We start from the raw sequence: 20,697 nt of genomic DNA, 5'->3' as shown, positions 1-20,697 counted from the left end.
GAAGGTCATGTCCCCGCGCCATGCTGCGCGTATGCCCGTGCTAGCATATCGCGCATATTTGGAGGACCCATGGTCGAACACGATTTCCGCTACAGCCTGATGAACCCGCAACACACCCTCACCGAATGCCGCGCCCTGGTGCCGGGGCGTTATCAAGTCACCGGCAACGGCGGCTCGATTCGTAATAACGACGTGCTGGTAGTGACCCTCAAGGGTGCCAAGGACTTGTCCATGCGCCTGACCGTCGAAACGGTTCGCCACTTGATCAACCCGCCGGGCCAATGGGTCGCAGTGGCCAGTGGTCCGGTGTTCGGCGAACTGGCGATCCACACCTGGCAGGTGAACTGCGACAGCTGCGCCAAAGAGCTGAGCTTCGAGTTCGCAGTGGACGCCAAACTGGGCAACAAGGCCGAAAAGCCTGCCGCCAGTGCGCGAATCGCCGAGTTGGGCTGGAAGTCGGTTGGCGAGAAACACTTGTGCCCGAAATGCCAGGAGCCTGCGTGATGAAACGCCTCGCTCTGACCGCAATGGTTGGCGCCAGCCTGCTGGGCTGCGCCGCCGAGCCGGTGCAATTGCAACAGAACCGCAGCTACATCCTGGAATGGATCGGTGAACGGCCGTTGATGGATTACAGCCACCTGACCATCACCCTCGGTGAAGACGGCCGGGCCTACGGTAACGGCGGCTGCAACCACTGGTTCGCGCCATACACCCTGGAAGGCGACAAGCTGAGCTTCGGCAAAGTCGGCAGCACCCGCAAGCTCTGTGCACCGGCACTGATGGAGCAGGAAAAGCGTTTCCTCCAGGCGCTGGAGCAGGTGCAACGCTGGGACGTTTCGTCGATCGACCAGATGCGTTTTTGGCCGGCCGAAGGCAAGCCGTTGCGCTGGTGGCTTGAAGAGGGTTGATCCCCTTTTCAACCTGTTGGAGCCGGCTTGCTGGCGATAGGGATGTGTCAGGCGACATCCATGATGGCCGATCCGATGCCATCGCCAGCAAGCCGGCTCCTACAGAGTTCGTCTGTTCGTCATCATCACTGCGATTAATTCTTCGCCTGCAACGCCTCCAGCTTCGCCATCACCCCCGCCGCTGTTTGCTCGCCCATCAGCTGCTCGCGCACCTTGCCCTTGTTGTCGATGATGTAGGTCACCGGCAACGCTTCGCTGCGCGGCAGTTCGAATACCTCGGAAGGGTCCTGCGCCAGCACGGTGAACTTGATCCCGAGTTTCTCGCTGGCACTTTTCAGCTCTTCGCCCTGCACATTATCGAAATTGACCCCGAACACACCGATCTTCTTGTCCTTGAGTTGCTCCGCCAGGTGGTTCAGCTCCGGGATCTCGGTACGGCACGGGCCGCACCATTCGGCCCAGTAGTTGAGCACCAGCCATTTGCTGTCCAGACGTTCGGCGGCGACCTTTTGTCCATACTGGTCAATGCCATAGTCGTTACCGCAGCCCCCCAGCATCAACGTTCCGATGATCGCCAATGCTGCTGCCAGTCGCCTTGTCATGTCGTGTTCCTTGTTAAAAATTGAATGCGCCTGCGACCCATCGCCTCCCAAGGTTCTGGATTACGCGCTGCACAGTTAGAATAGCCGCCACCTTACGCAAGATGCGACCCGCTCATGACCGATCTGACGCTTTATCACAACCCGCGCTGCTCGAAATCCCGCGGTGCGCTCGAATTGCTCGAAGCCCGTGGCCTGACCCCGACCGTGGTCCGCTACCTGGAAACCCCGCTGGACGCCGCGCAAATCCAGAGTCTGTTGGGCAAACTCGGGATCAGCGCCCGGCAACTGCTGCGTACCGGCGAGGACGAGTACAAAACCCTCAACCTGGCTGACAGCAGCCTGAGCGAGGCGCGATTGATCGCCGCCATTGCCGCGAATCCAAAACTCATGGAGCGACCGATTCTCGAAGTCGGCGATAAAGCCGTCATCGGCCGTCCACCGGAGCAAATCCTGGAGTTGCTGCCGTGAGCGCACCGTACATTCTGGTCCTGTATTACAGCCGCAGCGGCTCGACCAATGAAATGGCCCGGCAAATCGCCCGTGGCGTCGAACAGGCCGGTCTTGAAGCGCGACTGCGTACCGTGCCGGCGATCTCTACCGAATGCGAAGCCGTGTCGCCGGACATTCCCGACGAAGGCGCGCTCTACGCCAGCCTCGACGACCTGAAGAACTGCGCCGGCCTGGCGCTGGGCAGCCCTACCCGCTTCGGCAACATGGCGGCGCCGCTCAAGTATTTCCTCGATGGCACCAGCAACCTGTGGCTGACCGGTGCGCTGGTGGGCAAACCCGCCGGCGTGTTCACCTCCACGGCCAGCCTGCACGGCGGCCAGGAAACCACCCTGCTGTCGATGATGTTGCCGCTGCTGCACCACGGCATGTTGATCACCGGCCTGCCGTATAGCGAGTCGGCGCTGCTGGAAACCCAAGGTGGCGGCACGCCTTACGGCGCCAGCCACCACGCCGGGGCGGATGGCAAAAGCGGTTTGGACACACACGAAGTGGCCCTGTGCCGCGCGCTGGGCATGCGCCTGGCCAAAACGGCACAGAAACTGGAGGGTTGAGGGTGGCCAAGAAGCCGAAGATTCTGCCCGCCATCGAATGGCTCGAACCTCGCGTCCGGGCCATGCGCGCCATCAGTCTGTTGTGTTTTTTCGGCCTGGTGGGGCTGCTGTGCGCCTACTACTTGGTGTTCGCCGACCTGCACGGCGCGCGGCCCTGGGTAATCCTGCTGATCGAACTGGTGCCGTTGCTGTTGCTGGCGCCGGGGATGATTGTCGGCAGCCCGCGTGGGCATTCGTGGATGTGTTTTGTGGTGAACTTGTATTTCATCAAGGGCGCATTGGCGGCGTATGACCCGAACCGGCAGGTTTTCGGCTTGTTGGAAATGGGCGCCAGCCTCGCGGTGTTCTGCTCGGCGTTACTGTATGTGCGCTGGCGGTATCAGTTGAACCGCAAGTTGGCGGGCGAAGGCGAGATTTCGGTCGCCTGATCGGGCCTCATCGCTGGCACGCCAGCTCCTACAGGGTTGCGGTGAACTTGTAGGAGCTGGCGTGCCAGCGATGGGCCGGGGTCGCGCTCGACCGACCGAGTCTCAATGATTCACTGTGTAAGCCAGCATCATCGAAATCTGGCTCATCGGCCGTCCGCCACTTTGTTCGTGCCACTGGTTGAACACATCCTGCACCAACGCCAGGTCCCGCTGGCTGCTCGGCACCTTGTCGACGATCTTCTGCGCATTCAGCGCCGCCACCACATCGTAGCTCGGCACAAACGTATCCTTGCCGACCATCCGCAAGAAGCGCGGCGCCGACAGTCCGCCCAATTGATGGCCGCGCTTTTTCAGGAAGGTCCAGAGCCCGACGATATCAGTCACCGGCCAATCGGCGATCATCGCGCCGAAGCTGCCCTTCTCATGAGCCACGTCCAGAATGAACTGCGCATTGCGCGGTACGCTCTTGAGCTTGCCCAGGTGACGGATGATCCGCGCGTCCTGCATCAGGCGCTCCAAGTGCTCGGCGCTCATCAACACAACTTTTTCCGGGTCGAACTTGAAGAACACTTCTTCGAAGGCCGGCCATTTGGCATCCACCAGGCTGTGCTTGAGCCCGGCGCGGAACACGCGTAATGCCATGGTCGAGAGGTAGCGATCGTCACTGATCTTGCGCAGTTGTGCCGGGGTCTTGGGGACGGGCAGATGGGCTTCCAGTTCAGCCGCCGAACCAAAGCGGTTCAAGCAGTATTCGTTCAGCCACTTATAGTCGCGCATGCCCTCTCCTGAGGATAGAAACGAAAAACCTGTGGGAGCCAGCCTGCTGGCGATGAAGGAGTGTCAGTCAACAAAGATGTGTCTGACACACCGCCATCGCCAGCAGGCTGGCTCCCACAGTGATGGTGTCTAGAGGTTGACCACGTTGACGAAGCGCGAAGCCGCCGTTTCATCGATTTTGAGGCTGGTGAAATCGAACAGGTTGCGGTCCGCCAGTTGTGACGGGATCACGTTCTGCAGGCTGCGGAAAATGCTCTCGGTGCGGCCCGGGGTCTTGCGCTCCCAGTCCTGCAGCATGTCCTTGACCACCTGGCGTTGCAGGTTTTCCTGGGAGCCGCAGAGGTTGCACGGGATGATCGGGAATTGCTTGAGATCCGAGTAGGCCTGAATGTCTTTTTCGTTGCAGTAGGCCAGCGGGCGGATCACCACGTTGCGCCCGTCGTCGGCGCGCAGTTTCGGCGGCATGGCTTTGAGCGAGCCGTTGAAGAACATGTTCAGGAAGAACGTCTCGACGATGTCGTCACGGTGGTGACCGAGGGCCATCTTGGTCGCGCCGATTTCGTCGGCGAAGGTGTAGAGCGTGCCGCGACGCAGGCGCGAGCACAGCGAACAGGTGGTTTTACCTTCCGGAATCAATTCCTTGACCACCGAGTAAGTGTCCTTCTCGACGATGTGGTACTCGATGCCCAACTCTTTCAGATAGGCCGGCAGCACGTGCTCAGGGAAGCCAGGCTGCTTCTGGTCCATGTTCACGGCCACGATCTCGAACTTGATCGGTGCGACCTTCTGCAAGTGCATCAGCACATCGAGCATGGTGTAGCTGTCCTTGCCGCCGGACAGGCAGACCATGACCTTGTCGCCGTCTTCAATCATGTTGAAATCCGCGACAGCCTCACCGGCCTGGCGGCGAAGGCGCTTTTGCAGTTTGTTCTGGTTGACCGTGAGAGTGCCCATGACGCGAAATCCGTGAGGTGTGCCGAAAGGCCGGCATTTTACGCAAAAAACACCTCGAGGGCGAAGTGCCCACTATCGCCTACACATGAACAGACACTTCCGCGATTACCCCACCTCTTTACAGCGCAATTTGCTCTAAGCCACGGCTCCTGCGGGGTTAACAACTTCCTATACTGCGTCTTAAGGTCGCACAAACATCAAGACCTATTACTTGCTTGGCCGCATTGGCCCGTAGGCGCTCCACTGGGGGGCGACGGCAAAACAAGAGGAGTGACTGGCATGATCCATCACGTAGTGGGGCTCTTCACCCACCCTGACCAAGAATGGAAAGAGATTCGTGGCGATCAGGAGGAAAGTATCAGCCACATGTATCTGACACACACGCTGATTCTGGCGGCTATCCCTGCGGTGTCTGCCTTTATCGGCACGACGCAGGTCGGCTGGGTCATCGGCAATCGAGCACCGGTGATGCTGACCCAGGAAAGCGCATTATGGATGACGATCATGTCGTACCTGGCAATGCTGGGCGGCGTTGCAGTCATGGGCGCGTTCATCCATTGGATGGCCCGCACCTATGACGCCAATCCAAGCCTGGCGCGCTGCGTGGCGTTTGCGACCTACACCGCGACCCCGCTGTTCATCGGCGGCCTTGCGGCGCTGTATCCGCACATGTGGCTGGGAATGGTCGTCGGCACCGCGGCGATCTGCTACACGGTCTACCTGCTGTATGTCGGGCTGCCGACGTTCATGAACATTCCATCTGACGAGGGCTTTTTGTTTTCCAGTTCGGTTCTTGCAGTAGGCCTGGTGGTGCTGGTAGCCATCATGGCGTTTACGGTCATTGTATGGGGACTCGGCGTGGGGCCGGTCTACACTAATTAGCAACACACCACCCAAAAAAACTAGATCTGCCAACACAGGCCGCCGCAAGGCGGCCTTTTAATGCCTCCAGTACAGACAACGGCGACAACCATTCGGCGCTTCGACGATTCGCAAGGCCCGAGGGTTGCGGCATACTCGACACCTCTGGAGATCCATCAAGCATGCCCGAGCAACTCAATTCCCGCGTCGAAGACTGTTTTCAACAAGCCGAATCCTTTTTCAAACGAACTTTCAAACGCCCCGTGGTGAGCCTCAAGCTGCGCGGGCAAAAAGCCGGTGTCGCGCATTTGCACGAGAACCTGCTGCGCTTCAACCCGCAGTTGTACCGGGAAAACACCGAAGACTTCCTCAAGCAGACCGTGGCCCACGAAGTGGCACACCTGATTGCCCATCAGCTGTTCGGCGACCGCATCCAGCCCCATGGCGAAGAGTGGCAACTGATCATGCGTGGCGTCTACGAACTGCCGCCCAATCGTTGCCACACCTACGACGTCAAACGCCGCAGCGTGACCCGCTACATCTATAAATGCCCGTGTGCCTACAGCGATTTCCCGTTTTCGGCGCAGCGCCATGGTTTAGTGCGGCAGGGGCGGCGGTATTTGTGCCGGCGGTGTCGGAGTACCTTGGTGTTCAGTGGGGAGATGCGGGTCGAGTAGAGATCCGCCGCCTGTACTGGCGATGGCAATTTATCAGGCGCTAAAGAATGACCTTGACCCGCCGCAACTCGGCAATCCGCTTAGCGCTATAACCCAACTCCCCCAACACCTGATCCGTATGCTGTCCGAGCGCTGCGCCAATATGCCTGGGCTCCGGCAACCCCTCTGAAAACTTCAACGGACAAGCCATCTGCGACTGGCTCGAACCATCGCCTCGCGGCACTTCTGTCACCAGCTCCCGCGCCCGCAACTGTGGATGCTGCACTGCTTCGCCCAGACTCAGGACCGGCTCGACGCAAGCATCAAGCTCGGCAAACATCGCACACAGCTGCGCGAAGTCATGCTTCTCGAATTCGACTTTCAGCGCGTCCTTGAGCTTTCTTTGCTGCGCCGGTTGCGTAGACAGACCGAGAACCGCCAGCTCTTCCAGCCCCAACGCCACACACAGCCGCTTCATGAAATCCGGCTCCAGGCTGCCCACCGACAACCAGCGCCCATCCCGCGAGCGGTAATAGTCGTAGAAGCTGCCGCCATTGAGCATCTGCTCTTCCCGGCCCGGCTCGACGCCGCAGGCCAGATACCCGGCACCGGCCATGGCGTTCAGGCTGAACGCGCAATCGGTCATGCTCACATCCAGATGCTGCCCCTGCCCCGTTTGCTGTCGGGCGATCACCGCCGCCAGCAGACCGATTACCCCATGCAGCGAACCACCGGCGACGTCCGCCACCTGCGCACCCAAAGGCAGCGGGCCACTGTCGGCGCGGCCGGTGTAGCTGGAGAGCCCGGCCAGCGCCAGGTAATTGATGTCGTGACCGGCGCGGTCCTTGTAGGGGCCGGTCTGGCCGTATCCGGTGATCGACACATAAATCAGTTTCGGGTTGATCTCTTTCAGGGCGTCATAGCCCAGGCCCAAGCGTTCCATGACACCGGGACGGAACTGCTCGAGGACGATGTCGTAATCCTGCAACAACTGCTTGATCACCTCCAGCGCCTCGGGTTGCTTGAGGTCCAGCGCCAGGCTGCGTTTGTTGCGATTGAGGTAGGCGTGGCTGGCGGAAACGCCCTGATCGTGCGGCGGCAAGACGCGCAGCAGGTCCAGGCGGGTCGGCGATTCGATGCGTAATACCTCGGCGCCCATGTCCGCCAGTAACAACGAGGCGAACGGCCCCGGCAGCAGTGTCGAGAAATCCAGAACCTTGAGTGATGCCAGTGGACCGAGCATGAGTGTTCTCCCTAAACAGATGCCCCAGCCTAGGCAGCCGAGCGCATGCCGGCAATCACCTTATGCGCCAGGAACGATGACCGTTACGCTCAAACCTCGGGCATGAAAAAACCCGCCGAAGCGGGTTTTTCATTTCAACAAGGCTTATTTGGCGTTAGTCGGGGTTACCGCTTCGTGGCCCAGAACATCGTCTTTAGGCTCGTCGGCAATGCCGCGACCACCCGAGGCCAGCTCGGCGTGCAGCACGTCGGTGTCCAGTTCCTTGACCCACTTGGCCACGACAATGGTCGCCACCGCGTTACCGACCAGGTTGGTCAGGGCGCGGGCTTCGGACATGAAACGGTCGATACCCAAGATCAGCGCCAGGCCGGCAACCGGCAGGTGGCCCACGGCGGACAGGGTGGCCGCGAGGACGATGAAGCCCGAACCGGTCACGCCCGCAGCGCCTTTGGAGGACAGCAGCAAAACCACCAGCAAGGTGATCTGGTGCGTGATGTCCATGTGGCTGTCGGTAGCCTGGGCAATGAACACGGCCGCCATGGTCAGGTAAATGGCTGTGCCGTCGAGGTTGAACGAGTAGCCGGTCGGAATCACCAGGCCCACCACGGATTTTTGTGCACCCAGACGCTCCATCTTGATCAGCATGCGTGGCAGCACTGACTCCGAAGAGGAAGTACCCAGCACGATCAGCAGTTCTTCACGGATGTAGCGAATCATCTTCAGCACGCTGAAACCGTGAGCGCGGGCGATACCGCCCAGCACGATCAGGATGAACAGCAGGCAAGTGATGTAGAAGCAGGCCATCAGCTGACCCAGTTGCACCAGCGAACCCACACCGTAGGCACCGATGGTGAACGCCATGGCGCCGAAGGCACCGATTGGCGCGAGCTTCATGATCATGTTGATGATGTTGAACATCACGTGGGCGAAGCGATCGATGAAGTCCAGCAGCGGCTTGCCGTAGGCACCGAGGCGATGCAGGGCGAAACCGAAGATCACCGAGAACATCAGCACTTGCAGGATGTCACCCGTGGCGAACGCGCCGACGATGGTGGCCGGGATCACGTTGAGGAGGAAGCCAACGACGCTTTGATCGGCACCGGCCGCAACGTAGGTAGCGACTTTGGAAGCATCCAGCGTGCTGACATCGATGTGCATGCCGGCGCCTGGCTGGACGATATTGACCACGACCAGGCCAACCAGCAAAGCGATGGTCGAAACGATTTCGAAGTACAGCAACGCGTAACCGCCGGTCTTGCCGACCGACTTCATGTCCTGCATGCCCGCGATACCGCTGACGACGGTGCAGAAGATGATGGGGGCAATGATCATTTTGATCAGTTTGATGAACCCGTCACCCAACGGTTTAACGGCCACACCAAGCTGTGGGTAGAAGTGACCGAGCAAAATACCGATGACAATTGCAACGATCACCTGGAAATACAGGGATTTGTACAGTGGCTGACGAGTCGTCATTGCAAAGTTCCTCAAGGGGGCCCGGTGACAACATCCATCTGTTGCCCGCGACACCTGAATTGCGAACCCTCCTGCACTGGAGGGATTTGTTTTTTCGAGCTGCTCGACGGCAGGCTTCTACTCGTTCTATCGCAAGGCCCGTGCCACCTTCTTTGAAATCCCTGCAAGCCGTATGACATCAAGGGTTAAAGAACTTCCATGTCTCGTAACGGCCCTTACACGGTGGCGGATTTCCGCCGATCGACCAAATCGCATCCTGCAAATTGGCGGATATCCGCCTTGTTCATCAGCAAAGTTCGCAGCTACCATCCGTCGCTCAATGGACGGACCTGCCTGTTATGCGCGAACGCACCATCGCCAGTCATTTCGCCCGTGCAGCCCTCCGTGGGGCGCAACGGTGTGGCTACGATTACTCGGGCCTGTTACAGCAATTGGGAATCAGCCCTGAATTGCTTGACGAGCCGCGGGCACGCATTGCCCCGGAGCAGTTCACCCGACTGATCCAGGCCATGTGGCTGGCACTGGACGACGAGTACCTCGGCTTCGGACAAGCGCCAAGCAAGCCAGGCAGCTTCGCGATGATGTGTCACGCCGTGATCCATTGTCGCAATCTGGATAAAGCGCTCAATCGCGGCTTATTGTTTTATAGCCTATTCCCCGGTGCCCCGCGTCTGAGCCTGACGCGCGAAGACGAAATGATCCGCTTGAGCCTGGACGATTCGCACCTGTGGGACCCGGACCATTTTCTCACCGAGAGCCTGCTGGTGATCTGGCACCGCTTCGGCAGCTGGCTGATTGGCCAGCGCATTCGTCTGGAACAAGCCAAGTTCAGTTACCCGCGACCGGAGCATGGCGCCGAATATGATTTGCTGTTTGCCTGCGCGCTCGAATTTCCCGCGGTGAAAAGCACTACCGCCCGAAGCAGCCTGCTGTTTCACAGCCGCTACCTGAGCATGCCGCTGTTACAGGACGAACGCACGCTCAAGCATTTCCTCGAACGCTCACCCGCCGACCTGCTGTCGCGCCCGGATGATGGCGACAGTCTGAGCAGCCAGTTAAGGCGCTTGCTCAGTCGCGATAGTTCACGCTGGCCGGATCTGGAAGCCGTCGCCGCGCACCTGCACATCAGCCCGCAGACATTGCGCCGGCATCTGCGTGAGGAAGGCAGCAGTTTTCAGGAATTGAAGGATCAGTTGCGTCGGGATATTGCGATTTATCACTTGGGGCGTGCGGATTTGTCGTTGCAACAGATTGCCGAGCAATTGGGATTTTCCGAGCCTTCGGCGTTTCATCGGGCGTTCAAGAAATGGACGGGGCTGACGCCGGGGGCTTACCGCGCGCAGGAGAACTGAACGCATAACCTGGATGAGTCGGCTTGCCGGCGATGGCGCTTTCAAGGATGCCATCGCGGCAATTCGGGCTCCTGCAGGAAATCGATCAAACCAGCGGAAAATGAATCCTGAACGCCGCCCCGCCCAAGGGTGAGTCGCCCAGGGTCAATTTGGCGCTGTAGCTTTCGATGATGTCTTTCACCACCGCCAGGCCAATGCCCTGCCCCGGATGCTGGCGATCCAGGCGTTCACCACGTTGCAGGATTCGCGCACGTTGATCCGCTGGCACGCCAGGGCCGTCGTCCTCGACGCACAACTCGATGCCGCCGAGGGTCTGGCGCACGCTGATTCGCACTTCGCCCAGACACAGGCGATAAGCGTTCTCCAGCAGGTTGCCGAGCATTTCCAGCAAGGCGCCCTGCTCGATCGGCACGTAACATTCTTCCGGCAGTTCAAAAGCGACCTGCACGCGTTTGTCGCGGTAGACCTTGTCCAGCGTGTCGCACAGACTTTTCAGCACCGGACGCAGGCGGACCTGGTGCCGCACCAGTCCGCTTTTGCGCAGGCTGGCGCGCTGCAATTGATAGCTGATCTGCTGGCTCATGCGCTCGATCTGGGTTTGCAACACCCAGGCCTGATCGCGATTTTCGGGACGTTGCGCCATGTCCTCGCTGACGCCTTGCAACACCGCCAACGGGGTTTTCAGGCTGTGCGCCAGATCGTCGAGGGAATCACGATAGCGGCTGCGTTGCTCGCGCTCACTGTGCAGCAAGCGGTTAAGGGAGCCGGTCAAGCGCAGCAGCTCGCGCGGGTGTTGTTCACTGAGGCTTTCGCGTGCGCCACCTTCGATTTCGTCGAGTTCCTGACTTAGCCGGCGCAGCGCCTGCAAGCCCCAGGTCAGGCCAATCCACAACAATGCCAGCAGCACCAGCAACGCCGCGCCGAAGCCCAGATAAAGGTTTTCCCGCAGGCCTTCGAGGGTGACTTCGTACTCGCGAACCGGTTGCAGCGCGACAATGCTGAACGCCGCGCTTTTGCCACCCAGCAGCTTGATTTCGACGTCATAGACGAAAAACTCTTCGCCATTGGCCTGGCGAATCCGGGCGAACTCGTTGCCGCGGCCGTCGTAACGCGGTGTGTAATTGAGGTTCTCTTCCTGGGTGGCCTTGGAACGCCAGACCAGATGACCTTCGCGATCGTAGATGTAGCCGAGCAAGCGGAAGTCAGACAGATTGAAGCGCTCGTCGGGCAATTGCGCCGGCATCTGCAACTGGTTGTTCTCCACCCGGGCGGCGGAGATCAACGTGGTGACGTCCGACGCCAGGCGCTGCTCGATGGAATCCTGCAATGCCAGGCTGAACGCGCCCTGCATCGCCGGCAACAACGCCAGCATGAACAATACCGCCAGCAAAGTGGCGGCGAGCATCAAGCGGACACGAAGGGAACGGATCAAGTGCAGCGCTCATTGAACAGGTAGCCGAGGCCACGCACGGTGTCGATCGGCTTGAACCCGGCCGGGCCTTCGAGTTTACGGCGCAGACGGCCGACCAGCACTTCGATCACGTTCGGATCGCGCTCGTCGTCGTCCGGGTACAGCTGTTCCATGAGGCGATCTTTCGCCACCACTTGCTGGTGATGACGCATCAGGTACTCGAGGATGCGGTATTCGTAGGCGGTTAGCGCCAGCGGCTGTTCATCGAGGGTCGCCTGCTTGCGATTGAGATCAAGCAATAGCGGCCCGGCGACGATGGTCGACTGGGTGAATCCGCTGGAACGGCGCAGCAAGGCATTCAGGCGCGCGTCGAGCTCCTCGAACTGGAACGGCTTGACCACGTAATCGTCGGCCCCGGCAGCGAGGCCTTCGACCTTGTCCTGCCAGTTGCCGCGCGCGGTGAGGATCAGTATCGGAAAGGTCTTGCCCCGCGAGCGCAGCTGACGGATCAGGTCGAGGCCGCCCATGCCCGGCAAGCCGAGGTCGATCACCGCCAGGTCGTGGTTGAACTGCTCGGTCTGATACAACGCCTCCTCGGCATTGGCCACCGACTCGACCACATGGCCGCTGTCGGTCAGGCGGGTTTGCAGGTGATGGCGCAACAGCGCTTCATCTTCGACAACCAGCAATTTCATAACGCACTCCCGGGTAAATCAACATCTCCAGAGGTACAAACTTGCACCTCGGTGGCTAACATGACAACTGCTTGCTGATACCCACTGGATAAGACAAATCGTAGCGGCCCATGAGGTCCTCGTGGCGGAGTTTAGTGCCATTGTGCGAGACCGACACATTGGCGTACGTGGCGTAATAGCCTGAGTGAATGGTTTGTTGACTCAGACTCGCGCCCCAGGCACTGCTGCTACCCGGCACAACCTCAACGCTTGAACGGCTCAGCACACGGGACTTTTTGACCTTGCCGCCAGTCTCTCCAAAGGTAAGGCTGGCGAAGTTATCTTCGGCGGCATGGGCGGCAACACTGACGCCCAAGACGGTGAACGCCAGAAGCAGATTTTTAAAGCCAGTCATAGGGAGTTTCCTCATGCGCTGTTCGCTTTTCGGGTACGGGCAAGATTACTCACTCCGCCCTGAACTCCCCCTGAACGCAGACTGAACCTAAGCTGAATCAACTCGACCCGAGTGTTTCCATGTTTGAACAGGAGATTCGACCATGCGCATGTTCCTTGCTGTCCTCTTGCTGGCCATGAGCGGGCTAAGCCAAGCCGCTATCAAGACCCAGGAAATTCCCTATGAAAGTGCCGACGGCACGAAATTAGTTGGCTATTACGCCTACGACGATGCCATCCAGGGCAAACGCCCCGGAGTCGTGGTGGTGCATGAATGGTGGGGGCTCAACGAATATACGAAGCGCCGCGCCCGCGATCTCGCCGGCCTGGGCTACAGCGCTTTGGCCATCGACATGTATGGCGATGGCAAGAACACCGAACACCCCAAGGACGCCATGGCGTTCATGCAAACCGCGTTGAAAGACAGCTCGGCATCCAATGCGCGCTTCCAGGCCGGGCTGGATCTACTGAAGAGTCAGGCGCAAACCGACCCGAATAAAATCGCCGCCATCGGCTACTGCTTCGGCGGCGCAGTGGTGCTGAATGCGGCACGCCAAGGTGTGCAATTGGCCGGCGTGGTGAGCTTCCACGGCGCGCTCGCGACCACTACGCCTGCGACACCCGGCAGCGTGAAAGCGAAAATCCTGGTCGAGCACGGCGCGCTGGACAGTATGGTAACGCCGGATAACGTCGCGGCCTTCAAGGCAGAAATGGACAAGGCCGGTGCCGACTACACGTTCGTCAGCCTCGATGGCGCCAAGCACGGATTCAGCAATCCTGATGCCGATCGTTTGGGGCATGGCGAGCATGGCGGGCCGGACATCGGTTACAACAAAGCCGCGGACGAGAAGTCGTGGGCGGATATGCAGGCGTTTTTCAAAAAAATCTTTAGCTAGCAGTACCCTTGTGGTGAGGGAGCTTGCTCCCTCACCACAAAAGCCAGTCACTACTACCCAGCTCCAAGGCAACCCGGCAAAATGCCCCACATGAATTCCATCCCCGCCCCGCCCGACTTCTGTACGCCCCTGGATCCCCACTGGCCACTACCCTTCGTGCTACCCGATGCGGTGCTGTTGAGTACCCGTTTCAATACTTCGCAACTGGCCCACGATGATTTCCAGCGCAGCGCTATTGAAGCGCCAGCGACCATCCAGCGCTCGGTGGCGAAACGGCAGGCGGAGTTTCTCGCCGGACGGGTCTGCGCCCGGGCTGCGCTGCAGCAGCTGGAAGGCTTGAATTTCAGCCCGACCATCGGCGAAGACCGGGCGCCCGTCTGGCCGGCGCATATCAGCGGCTCGATCACCCACAGCACCGGCCGGGCAGCGGCCATCGTCGCGCGGAAAAACCATTGGCGCGGATTGGGCATGGACCTGGAAAACCTGCTCAATGCCGAACGCGCCGAACGCCTGGCCGGGGAAATTCTTACCACGCCGGAGTTACAGCGCATGGCGGCTGGCCCGCGGGATCAATTGGCATTGCTGGTGACCCTGACCTTCTCGGTGAAAGAGAGCCTGTTCAAGGCGCTCTACCCGATCGTTCAGCAGCGCTTTTATTTTGAGCACGCTGAAGTGCTGGAGTGGACCGCGGCAGGTGAAGTACGCCTGCGCCTGCTGACCGATCTGTCCGGCGAATGGCGCAACGGCACCGAGCTGGATGCGCAGTTCGGGGTGAAGGATGGGCAGTTGTTGAGTCTGGTCAGTCTCAAGGCCTGAGGACGGCATCGCCGGCAAGCCGGCTCCTACAGGTCAGCGGTGTACTCAAATCATGTCACCGTTTCTCCTGATTCCTCGGCCAACTCAAACTGAAACACGCCCCGCCGAGGCTTTTGCTCTTGCCAATCAACGCCCGCCCCTCATGCCAATGAATGATGCGCCGCACAATCGACAGTCCCAATCCATGCCCGCCCGAAGCACGGGTGCGGCTGTCATCCAGGCGCAGGAACGGGGTGAAAATTTTCTCCCAGGCCAGCTCCGGCACGCCCGGCCCGTCATCCTCGACATCCACCCGGCAACGCTGCTGCCCCACCTGATAACTGATGGTCACCCGCGATTGCGCGTGGCGCATGGCGTTGCTCACCAGGTTCTGCAAAGCACGATGCAAGTAACGCGGTTCGGCCTCGACCCATGCGTCGTCGCAATCGGCCGCCGACAGGCACAACCCGCGCTGCACCGTGACCTCGGCGCGCAACGGCGCCAGCTCCTCGATCACCTGATTGACCAGCGCATCCAGATCGATGCGCTGAAAATTCAGCGCCGGCGAACCCTGCTCCAGTCGCGCATACGTCAGCATCTCGTCCACCAATCGGTCGAGATCCTCGATGTCGTGGTCCATGCCTTCGCAGTATTTTTCCAGGGCTTGCGGCGTAGTGGCGGAACCGATCATCTCCAGGCCGAAACGCAGACGCGCCACCGGCGTACGCAGTTCGTGGGACACAGCACGCACCAGTTCCCGCTGGATCGCCAGCAGTTGTTGCAGGTGCTCGGCCATGCCGTTAAACGCCGATGCCAGACGCCCCACCGAGTCCGCACCGCGCGCCGGCACCCGGGTTTCCAGGCTGCCCTTGGCGATGCGTGTGGCGGCGGCTTCCAACCCGCGTAATCGGCGCTCCAGTTGCCGCACCAGCAAATAGACGATCAAACCGATCAGGGTCAAGCCCAGCGCGGCAATCAGCACCAACCACTCCGGTGGATAAGGATTCATTTGATACAGCGGGCCGATTTCCAGTACCCACGGCGTGCCGACCATGCCGGCGAACACCCGGATCGAATCGCCACCCTTGCCCAGCGCCATCACCGTATCGCCTTCGGAAATACGGCGACTCTGGTCCTCGTCCATGTCCGCTTCATCGACGGTGACCAGGTGCAGGTCGAAGCCAAAGCCTTTGTCCTGCTTCAATTGCGCCAAGCGCTGAGGTTGCTCGGCCACCGGCACGCGCACCAGTTCGTCGGTCAACAGGTAGATCGTCGCCCGCGCCAGTTGCTCGCTGATCTGCTGGACTTCGCCCGTGAGCACCAGTTGTTCCTTGTCGCTGACCAACCGGTAAACCTTCGCCGCATGCGGACCGGTCTGCTCCACCAGCGCCTGGCCGCGCAACACTCGGGTGCGCTGCGTGAGGTCGAGGTCGGTCTGGTTGAAGGTTTTCAGCGCCAGCGGAATACCCAGCAAGCGCTCCCACACCAGCAAGGCGCGGTGGCGCTCGGTCTGGTTCATCGGTTGCAGGTTGTCGGCCATCAGCGAAAACGTGCCGTGCGCCAAGCGCTCGCGGTACTGCTCGCTGCGCACCTGGTTGAGCATGTGCAACGCCAGCACGCCGAGCACTGCGACCAGGATCAGCGCGGCGCACATGCCGCCATAAATACGCAGGAAGATCGAGTTCACAGGGTTTGATCTACGCAAGCCTCGGGAACGAACAGGTAGCCTTTGCTGCGTACGGTCTTGATCAGCCGTGGATGATCCGGGTCATCGCCGATTTTCGGGCGGATGCGCGAAATGCGCACATCAATGGAACGGTCCTGGCCGTCATAGCCGATGCCACGCAGCGCGGTGAAGATTTCTTCCCGGGACAGAATCCGTCCGGCGTTGGCCACCAACAGCCAGAGCAGGTCGAACTCGGCGCTGGTCAGTTCGATGCCATTGTCATTGAGCCAGGCTTCGCGCAAAGCGTTGTCCACTACCAGCGGGCCGAATCGCAGGCGCCGTTGTTTTTCCGGGATCGCTTCTGGTGTGTCACTGCGTCGCAGCAATGCCTGGATGCGCGCCAGCAGCAAGCGCGGGCGCACGGGTTTGCAGACATAGTCGTCAGCACCCAGGTCGAGGCCGAGAATCTGGTCGGTGTCGTCGGTGCGGGCGGTGAGCATGAGGATCGGACCGTCATAACGATCACGGACCTTGCGACAAATGCTCAGGCCATCTTCGCCGGGGAGCATCAGGTCGAGGATCACCAGGTCCGGTTGCTCCTTGATGATGCGCGCCGCGGCCAGGGCACCGTTGCCCTCTATCGACACACGCAAGCCGTTGGCTTCCAGGTAATCACGGGTCAGTTCGGCCAGACGCTGGTCGTCCTCCACAATCAATACCTGCCAGGCTTGCTGCTCCACGGAAAACCTCTACTTGCCAATAACTCTAATAAGGAAGGATCCACCCGTCTTTTTGTAATGATTGGGGAGGATAAATTGAATAGACGCCGGCCGAATGTATAAACGTCGCCCGCGCAGAACACAAGCCGGTAAATGCGTTCGGACAAGGCAGATTTTTGTGATAGGGTTCGCGCCCTTAAAAATCCGCCCGGCCGTTTTCGCTCGTCGAAAATCGATGAAAAAAGGTCCGGTCCAGCAGCATCGCGGCCTACACGCCGATTCCATCTTTCACACACAATTTACGCACAGGTTTATCCACAGGTAGTACGTTGCAATGCCCCCCCAAAACGCATTATCTTGTACCCCGGCGCGAAAAAAACCCTAGATGTAGGGGTTGGCGCAAAAAACCAAACACAAACCAGACACCAATTTCAAGCGCTTTTATTGCCTCTGTCCGGTTGAACCAAACGTATTTTCGAAAGACCAAACCGCGCGTGCGGATGGCTACTGTATTTCGGCCCAAAAGGGTGAAAACGGTACGGGTGTTGCAGTCCCCAACTGTCACCTCAAAGGACCCCGGTCTTTCGCCCCTGGCGTGAGACCAAAGACTTCGGCATGGAAGCGGCGCCCATATAGCCCCCTTCCTACTGTCCCGAAGTTGTTATGCCCGGCACTCGCCGGTTGTAGTGCTTCAGGACGGAACGGTGGGCACCGTGATGGTGCCCAAACAAACATAGAGAACGTGGAGACACCCATGCAAACCGACACAACTCGCGAGAACCCGCAGGGCACCTTGCCGCAGGCCGCTGATTCGAATTCGGATCTGTCCGCCACCGCGCCGGGCCAGCTTCGCGTGATCAAGCGTAACGGCACTGTCGTTCCTTACACCGATGACAAAATTACCGTCGCTATCACCAAGGCGTTTCTCGCAGTTGAAGGCGGCACCGCTGCCGCTTCGTCGCGAATCCACGACACCGTTGCCCGCCTGACCGAACAGGTCACCGCCACCTTCAAGCGTCGCATGCCATCGGGCGGCACCATCCACATCGAAGAAATCCAGGACCAGGTCGAACTGGCCCTGATGCGTGCCGGCGAGCAGAAAGTTGCCCGCGACTACGTGATCTACCGTGACGGTCGTTCGAAAGAACGCGCTGCCCACGCCCCGGCCGAGGAAGCGGTCAACGCTCACCCGTCGATCCGCATCACCCGCGCCGACGGCAGCCTCGCGCCGCTGGACATGGGTCGCCTGAACACCATCGTCACCGAAGCCTGCGAAGGCCTGGAAGAAGTCGACGGCGATCTGATCCAGCGCGAAACCCTGAAGAACCTGTACGACGGCGTGGCCCTGACCGACGTCAACACCGCTCTGGTGATGACCGCCCGTACCCTGGTCGAGCGTGAGCCGAACTACTCGTTCGTGACCGCCCGCCTGCTGATGGACACCCTGCGTGCCGAAGGTCTGGGCTTCCTCGGCGTAGCCGAAAGCGCGACCCACCACGAGATGGTCGACCTGTACGCCAAGGCCCTGCCTGCCTACATCGCCAAGGGTATCGAATTCGAATTGCTGAACCCGGTCCTGGCCACTTTCGACCTGGAAAAACTCGGCAAGGCGATCAACCACGAGCGCGACCAGCAATTCACCTACCTGGGCCTGCAAACCCTGTACGACCGTTACTTCATCCACAAGGATGGCGTGCGTTTCGAACTGCCACAGATCTTCTTCATGCGCGTGGCCATGGGCCTGGCGATCGAAGAGAAGCAGAAAGAAGACCGTGCGATCGAGTTCTATAACCTGTTGTCGTCCTTCGACTACATGTCCTCGACGCCAACCCTGTTCAACGCCGGCACCCTGCGTCCACAGCTGTCCAGTTGCTACCTGACCACCGTGCCGGATGACCTGTCGGGCATCTACCACGCGATCCACGATAACGCCATGTTGTCGAAATTCGCTGGCGGCCTGGGCAACGACTGGACGCCGGTTCGTGCGCTGGGTTCTTACATCAAGGGCACCAACGGCAAGTCCCAGGGCGTCGTACCGTTCCTGAAAGTGGTGAACGACACCGCCGTCGCCGTTAACCAGGGTGGCAAGCGCAAAGGCGCTGTGTGTGCCTACCTGGAAACCTGGCACATGGACATCGAAGAGTTCATCGAGCTGCGCAAGAACACCGGTGATGATCGTCGTCGTACCCACGACATGAACACCGCCAACTGGATCCCTGACCTGTTCATGAAGCGCGTCTTCGATGACGGCAAGTGGACCCTGTTCTCGCCATCCGAAGTACCGGACCTGCACGACCTGACCGGCAAGGCCTTCGAAGAGCGTTACGAGTACTACGAAGCCCTGACCGAGTACCCAGGCAAGGTCAAGCTGTTCAAGACCATCCAGGCCAAAGACCTGTGGCGCAAAATGCTGTCCATGCTATTTGAAACCGGCCACCCATGGCTGACCTTCAAAGACCCGTGCAACCTGCGTAGCCCGCAGCAGCACGTCGGCGTGGTCCACAGCTCGAACCTGTGCACCGAGATCACCTTGAACACCAACAAGGACGAGATCGCCGTTTGCAACCTGGGCTCGATCAACCTGCCGAACCACATCGTCAACGGCCAGCTCGACACCGCCAAGCTGCAACGCACTGTGAACACCGCCGTGCGCATGCTCGATAACGTGATCGACATCAACTACTACTCGGTGCCACAAGCGAAGAACTCCAACTTCAAGCACCGTCCAGTCGGTCTGGGCATCATGGGCTTCCAGGACGCTCTGTACCTGCAGCACATTCCTTACGGTTCCGACGCTGCCGTCGAGTTCGCCGACAAATCGATGGAAGCGGTCAGCTACTTCGCGATCCAGGCTTCCTGCGACCTGGCTGACGAGCGCGGCTCGTACGAGACGTTCCAGGGTTCGCTGTGGTCCAAAGGCATCCTGCCGCTGGATTCGCAACAGATCCTGATCGAAGCCCGTGGCCAGAAGTACATCGACGTCGACCTGAATGAAACCCTGGACTGGGCACCGGTTCGCGCCCGTGTACAAAAAGGTATTCGTAACTCCAACATCATGGCCATCGCACCGACCGCGACCATCGCCAACATCACTGGCGTTTCACAGTCGATCGAACCGACCTACCAGAACCTCTATGTGAAATCGAACCTGTCGGGCGAATTCACCGTGATCAACCCGTACCTGGTTCGCGACCTGAAGGCTCGCGGCCTGTGGGACTCGGTCATGATCAACGACCTGAAGTACTACGACGGTTCGGTGCAGCAGATCGAGCGCATCCCGCAAGAACTCAAAGAGCTCTACGCGACCGCCTTCGAAGTGGACACCAAGTGGATCGTTGACGCGGCAAGCCGTCGCCAGAAGTGGATCGACCAGGCTCAGTCGCTGAACCTGTACATCGCTGGCGCTTCGGGCAAGAAGCTGGACGTGACCTACCGCATGGCTTGGTACCGTGGCCTGAAAACCACTTACTACCTCCGTGCCCTGGCCGCGACCAGCACCGAGAAGTCGACCATCAACACCGGCAAGCTGAACGCTGTTTCCAGCGGCGGCAACCACGGTGACGACTCGGTCCTGGCAGCCCCTGCCGGTCCTGCTCCAGTGCCGAAGGCTTGCGCCATCGACGAGCCGGATTGCGAAGCTTGCCAATAAGCTGAGCCGGTGAGCGCCGCAAGGCGCTTACTCGACAACCCCCGATGAGCCTCTGGTTGATCGGGGGTTTTCTTTTTGTAGGAGCCGGCTTGCTGGCGATGAACGATGACGCGGTC

The 20,697-nt window shown here is 59.9% G+C and carries 21 protein-coding genes; 11 read left to right on the top strand and 10 right to left on the bottom strand.

The genetic code is table 11. The features are described 5' to 3' along the window. The first annotated feature begins 69 nt into the window (after positions 1 to 69). Together ABVN21_RS02455 and ABVN21_RS02450 are read left to right on the top strand one after the other, a co-directional pair. On the top strand, positions 70 to 504 hold the full coding sequence (locus ABVN21_RS02455) for a hypothetical protein (protein ID WP_339556478.1): 435 nt from the start codon (positions 70 to 72) through the stop codon (positions 502 to 504). Next, positions 504 to 908 (top strand): META domain-containing protein, encoded by a 405-nt coding sequence (locus ABVN21_RS02450; protein WP_339556477.1) that lies wholly within the window; start codon positions 504 to 506, stop codon positions 906 to 908. The genes ABVN21_RS02455 and ABVN21_RS02450 overlap by 1 nt, the downstream gene beginning before the upstream one ends. Positions 909 to 1,042: 134 nt before the next feature. Here the strand turns inward: ABVN21_RS02450 and ABVN21_RS02445 are convergent, their stop codons facing one another. Continuing rightward, a complete protein-coding gene (locus tag ABVN21_RS02445; protein ID WP_339556476.1) occupies positions 1,043 to 1,510 on the bottom strand; it encodes a TlpA disulfide reductase family protein in 468 nt (155 codons plus the stop codon). A 114-nt stretch (positions 1,511 to 1,624) separates the two neighbouring features. Here ABVN21_RS02445 and arsC point away from each other — a divergent pair, with 114 nt between their 5' ends. Genes arsC through ABVN21_RS02430 form a run of 3 tightly spaced genes read left to right on the top strand, consistent with a single transcriptional unit; the run spans position 1,625 to position 2,999 of the window. Further along, a complete protein-coding gene (arsC, locus tag ABVN21_RS02440; RefSeq protein ID WP_339556475.1) occupies positions 1,625 to 1,978 on the top strand; it encodes an arsenate reductase (glutaredoxin) in 354 nt (117 codons plus the stop codon). Further along, positions 1,975 to 2,571 carry an NAD(P)H:quinone oxidoreductase gene (gene wrbA, locus ABVN21_RS02435; protein WP_273919074.1) on the top strand — a complete coding sequence of 199 codons (597 nt, stop codon included), beginning with the start codon at positions 1,975 to 1,977 and terminating at the stop codon, positions 2,569 to 2,571. The genes arsC and wrbA overlap by 4 nt, the downstream gene beginning before the upstream one ends. A 2-nt stretch (positions 2,572 to 2,573) precedes the next feature. Continuing rightward, on the top strand, positions 2,574 to 2,999 hold the full coding sequence (locus tag ABVN21_RS02430; RefSeq protein ID WP_339556474.1) for a DUF2069 domain-containing protein: 426 nt from the start codon (positions 2,574 to 2,576) through the stop codon (positions 2,997 to 2,999). A gap of 102 nt (positions 3,000 to 3,101) precedes the next feature. On the opposite strand, the gene ABVN21_RS02425 is transcribed toward ABVN21_RS02430, so the two are convergent. Next, on the bottom strand, positions 3,102 to 3,776 hold the full coding sequence (locus ABVN21_RS02425; protein WP_339556473.1) for a DNA-3-methyladenine glycosylase I: 675 nt from the start codon (positions 3,774 to 3,776) through the stop codon (positions 3,102 to 3,104). A gap of 129 nt (positions 3,777 to 3,905) precedes the next feature. Then, positions 3,906 to 4,730 (bottom strand): tRNA 2-thiocytidine(32) synthetase TtcA, encoded by an 825-nt coding sequence (ttcA, locus tag ABVN21_RS02420; protein ID WP_060540767.1) that lies wholly within the window; start codon positions 4,728 to 4,730, stop codon positions 3,906 to 3,908. A gap of 279 nt (positions 4,731 to 5,009) precedes the next feature. Here ttcA and ABVN21_RS02415 point away from each other — a divergent pair, with 279 nt between their 5' ends. Both ABVN21_RS02415 and ABVN21_RS02410 read left to right on the top strand, forming a co-directional pair. Next, positions 5,010 to 5,612, top strand: a complete 603-nt coding sequence (locus ABVN21_RS02415; protein ID WP_034146146.1) for a Yip1 family protein — start codon at positions 5,010 to 5,012, stop codon at positions 5,610 to 5,612. Between the two features lie 161 nt (positions 5,613 to 5,773). Beyond that, positions 5,774 to 6,268: a SprT family zinc-dependent metalloprotease gene (locus tag ABVN21_RS02410; protein WP_339556472.1), complete on the top strand. Its 495-nt coding sequence runs from the start codon at positions 5,774 to 5,776 to the stop codon at positions 6,266 to 6,268. A 40-nt stretch (positions 6,269 to 6,308) separates the two neighbouring features. On the opposite strand, the gene ABVN21_RS02405 is transcribed toward ABVN21_RS02410, so the two are convergent. Both ABVN21_RS02405 and ABVN21_RS02400 read right to left on the bottom strand, forming a co-directional pair. Continuing rightward, complete coding sequence (locus ABVN21_RS02405; RefSeq protein WP_339556471.1) at positions 6,309 to 7,490, bottom strand: CaiB/BaiF CoA-transferase family protein; 1,182 nt, start codon at positions 7,488 to 7,490, stop codon at positions 6,309 to 6,311. A 144-nt stretch (positions 7,491 to 7,634) separates the two neighbouring features. Beyond that, complete coding sequence (locus ABVN21_RS02400) at positions 7,635 to 8,966, bottom strand: dicarboxylate/amino acid:cation symporter (RefSeq protein ID WP_339556470.1); 1,332 nt, start codon at positions 8,964 to 8,966, stop codon at positions 7,635 to 7,637. Positions 8,967 to 9,304: 338 nt separating this feature from the next. Between ABVN21_RS02400 and ABVN21_RS02395 the strand changes: the two genes are divergently transcribed. After that, positions 9,305 to 10,318 (top strand): AraC family transcriptional regulator, encoded by a 1,014-nt coding sequence (locus ABVN21_RS02395; RefSeq protein ID WP_339556469.1) that lies wholly within the window; start codon positions 9,305 to 9,307, stop codon positions 10,316 to 10,318. A gap of 85 nt (positions 10,319 to 10,403) precedes the next feature. Here ABVN21_RS02395 and ABVN21_RS02390 read toward each other — a convergent pair whose 3' ends face one another. The 3 genes from ABVN21_RS02390 to ABVN21_RS02380 are packed head-to-tail and all read right to left on the bottom strand — an operon-like array spanning position 10,404 to position 12,818. Continuing rightward, positions 10,404 to 11,750: an ATP-binding protein gene (locus ABVN21_RS02390; RefSeq protein WP_339556468.1), complete on the bottom strand. Its 1,347-nt coding sequence runs from the start codon at positions 11,748 to 11,750 to the stop codon at positions 10,404 to 10,406. Continuing rightward, positions 11,747 to 12,424: a response regulator gene (locus ABVN21_RS02385; RefSeq protein WP_034146140.1), complete on the bottom strand. Its 678-nt coding sequence runs from the start codon at positions 12,422 to 12,424 to the stop codon at positions 11,747 to 11,749. The genes ABVN21_RS02390 and ABVN21_RS02385 overlap by 4 nt, the downstream gene beginning before the upstream one ends. Positions 12,425 to 12,479: 55 nt before the next feature. Further along, entirely contained in the window at positions 12,480 to 12,818 is a 339-nt protein-coding gene (locus ABVN21_RS02380; protein WP_339556467.1) for a hypothetical protein, read from the bottom strand. 142 nt (positions 12,819 to 12,960) lie between these two features. Here ABVN21_RS02380 and ABVN21_RS02375 point away from each other — a divergent pair, with 142 nt between their 5' ends. Both ABVN21_RS02375 and ABVN21_RS02370 read left to right on the top strand, forming a co-directional pair. Next, on the top strand, positions 12,961 to 13,752 hold the full coding sequence (locus tag ABVN21_RS02375; protein WP_339556466.1) for a dienelactone hydrolase family protein: 792 nt from the start codon (positions 12,961 to 12,963) through the stop codon (positions 13,750 to 13,752). Between the two features lie 90 nt (positions 13,753 to 13,842). Beyond that, on the top strand, positions 13,843 to 14,568 hold the full coding sequence (locus tag ABVN21_RS02370) for a 4'-phosphopantetheinyl transferase superfamily protein (protein ID WP_339556465.1): 726 nt from the start codon (positions 13,843 to 13,845) through the stop codon (positions 14,566 to 14,568). Between the two features lie 55 nt (positions 14,569 to 14,623). On the opposite strand, the gene ABVN21_RS02365 is transcribed toward ABVN21_RS02370, so the two are convergent. Both ABVN21_RS02365 and ABVN21_RS02360 read right to left on the bottom strand, forming a co-directional pair. Then, a complete protein-coding gene (locus ABVN21_RS02365) occupies positions 14,624 to 16,234 on the bottom strand; it encodes an ATP-binding protein (protein WP_339556464.1) in 1,611 nt (536 codons plus the stop codon). Beyond that, a complete protein-coding gene (locus tag ABVN21_RS02360; protein ID WP_339556463.1) occupies positions 16,231 to 16,953 on the bottom strand; it encodes a response regulator in 723 nt (240 codons plus the stop codon). The genes ABVN21_RS02365 and ABVN21_RS02360 overlap by 4 nt, the downstream gene beginning before the upstream one ends. Before the next feature lie 733 nt (positions 16,954 to 17,686). Here ABVN21_RS02360 and ABVN21_RS02355 point away from each other — a divergent pair. Then, positions 17,687 to 20,581 (top strand): ribonucleoside-diphosphate reductase subunit alpha, encoded by a 2,895-nt coding sequence (locus ABVN21_RS02355; RefSeq protein ID WP_339556462.1) that lies wholly within the window; start codon positions 17,687 to 17,689, stop codon positions 20,579 to 20,581. Positions 20,582 to 20,697 lie beyond the last annotated feature (116 nt).

This window comes from Pseudomonas sp. MYb327, assembly GCF_040438925.1.
In the GTDB taxonomy this organism is placed as follows: Bacteria; Pseudomonadota; Gammaproteobacteria; order Pseudomonadales; family Pseudomonadaceae; genus Aquipseudomonas.
Note: the sequence above shows the minus strand (reverse complement) of the source record. Positions and strands in the feature narration are given on the sequence as shown.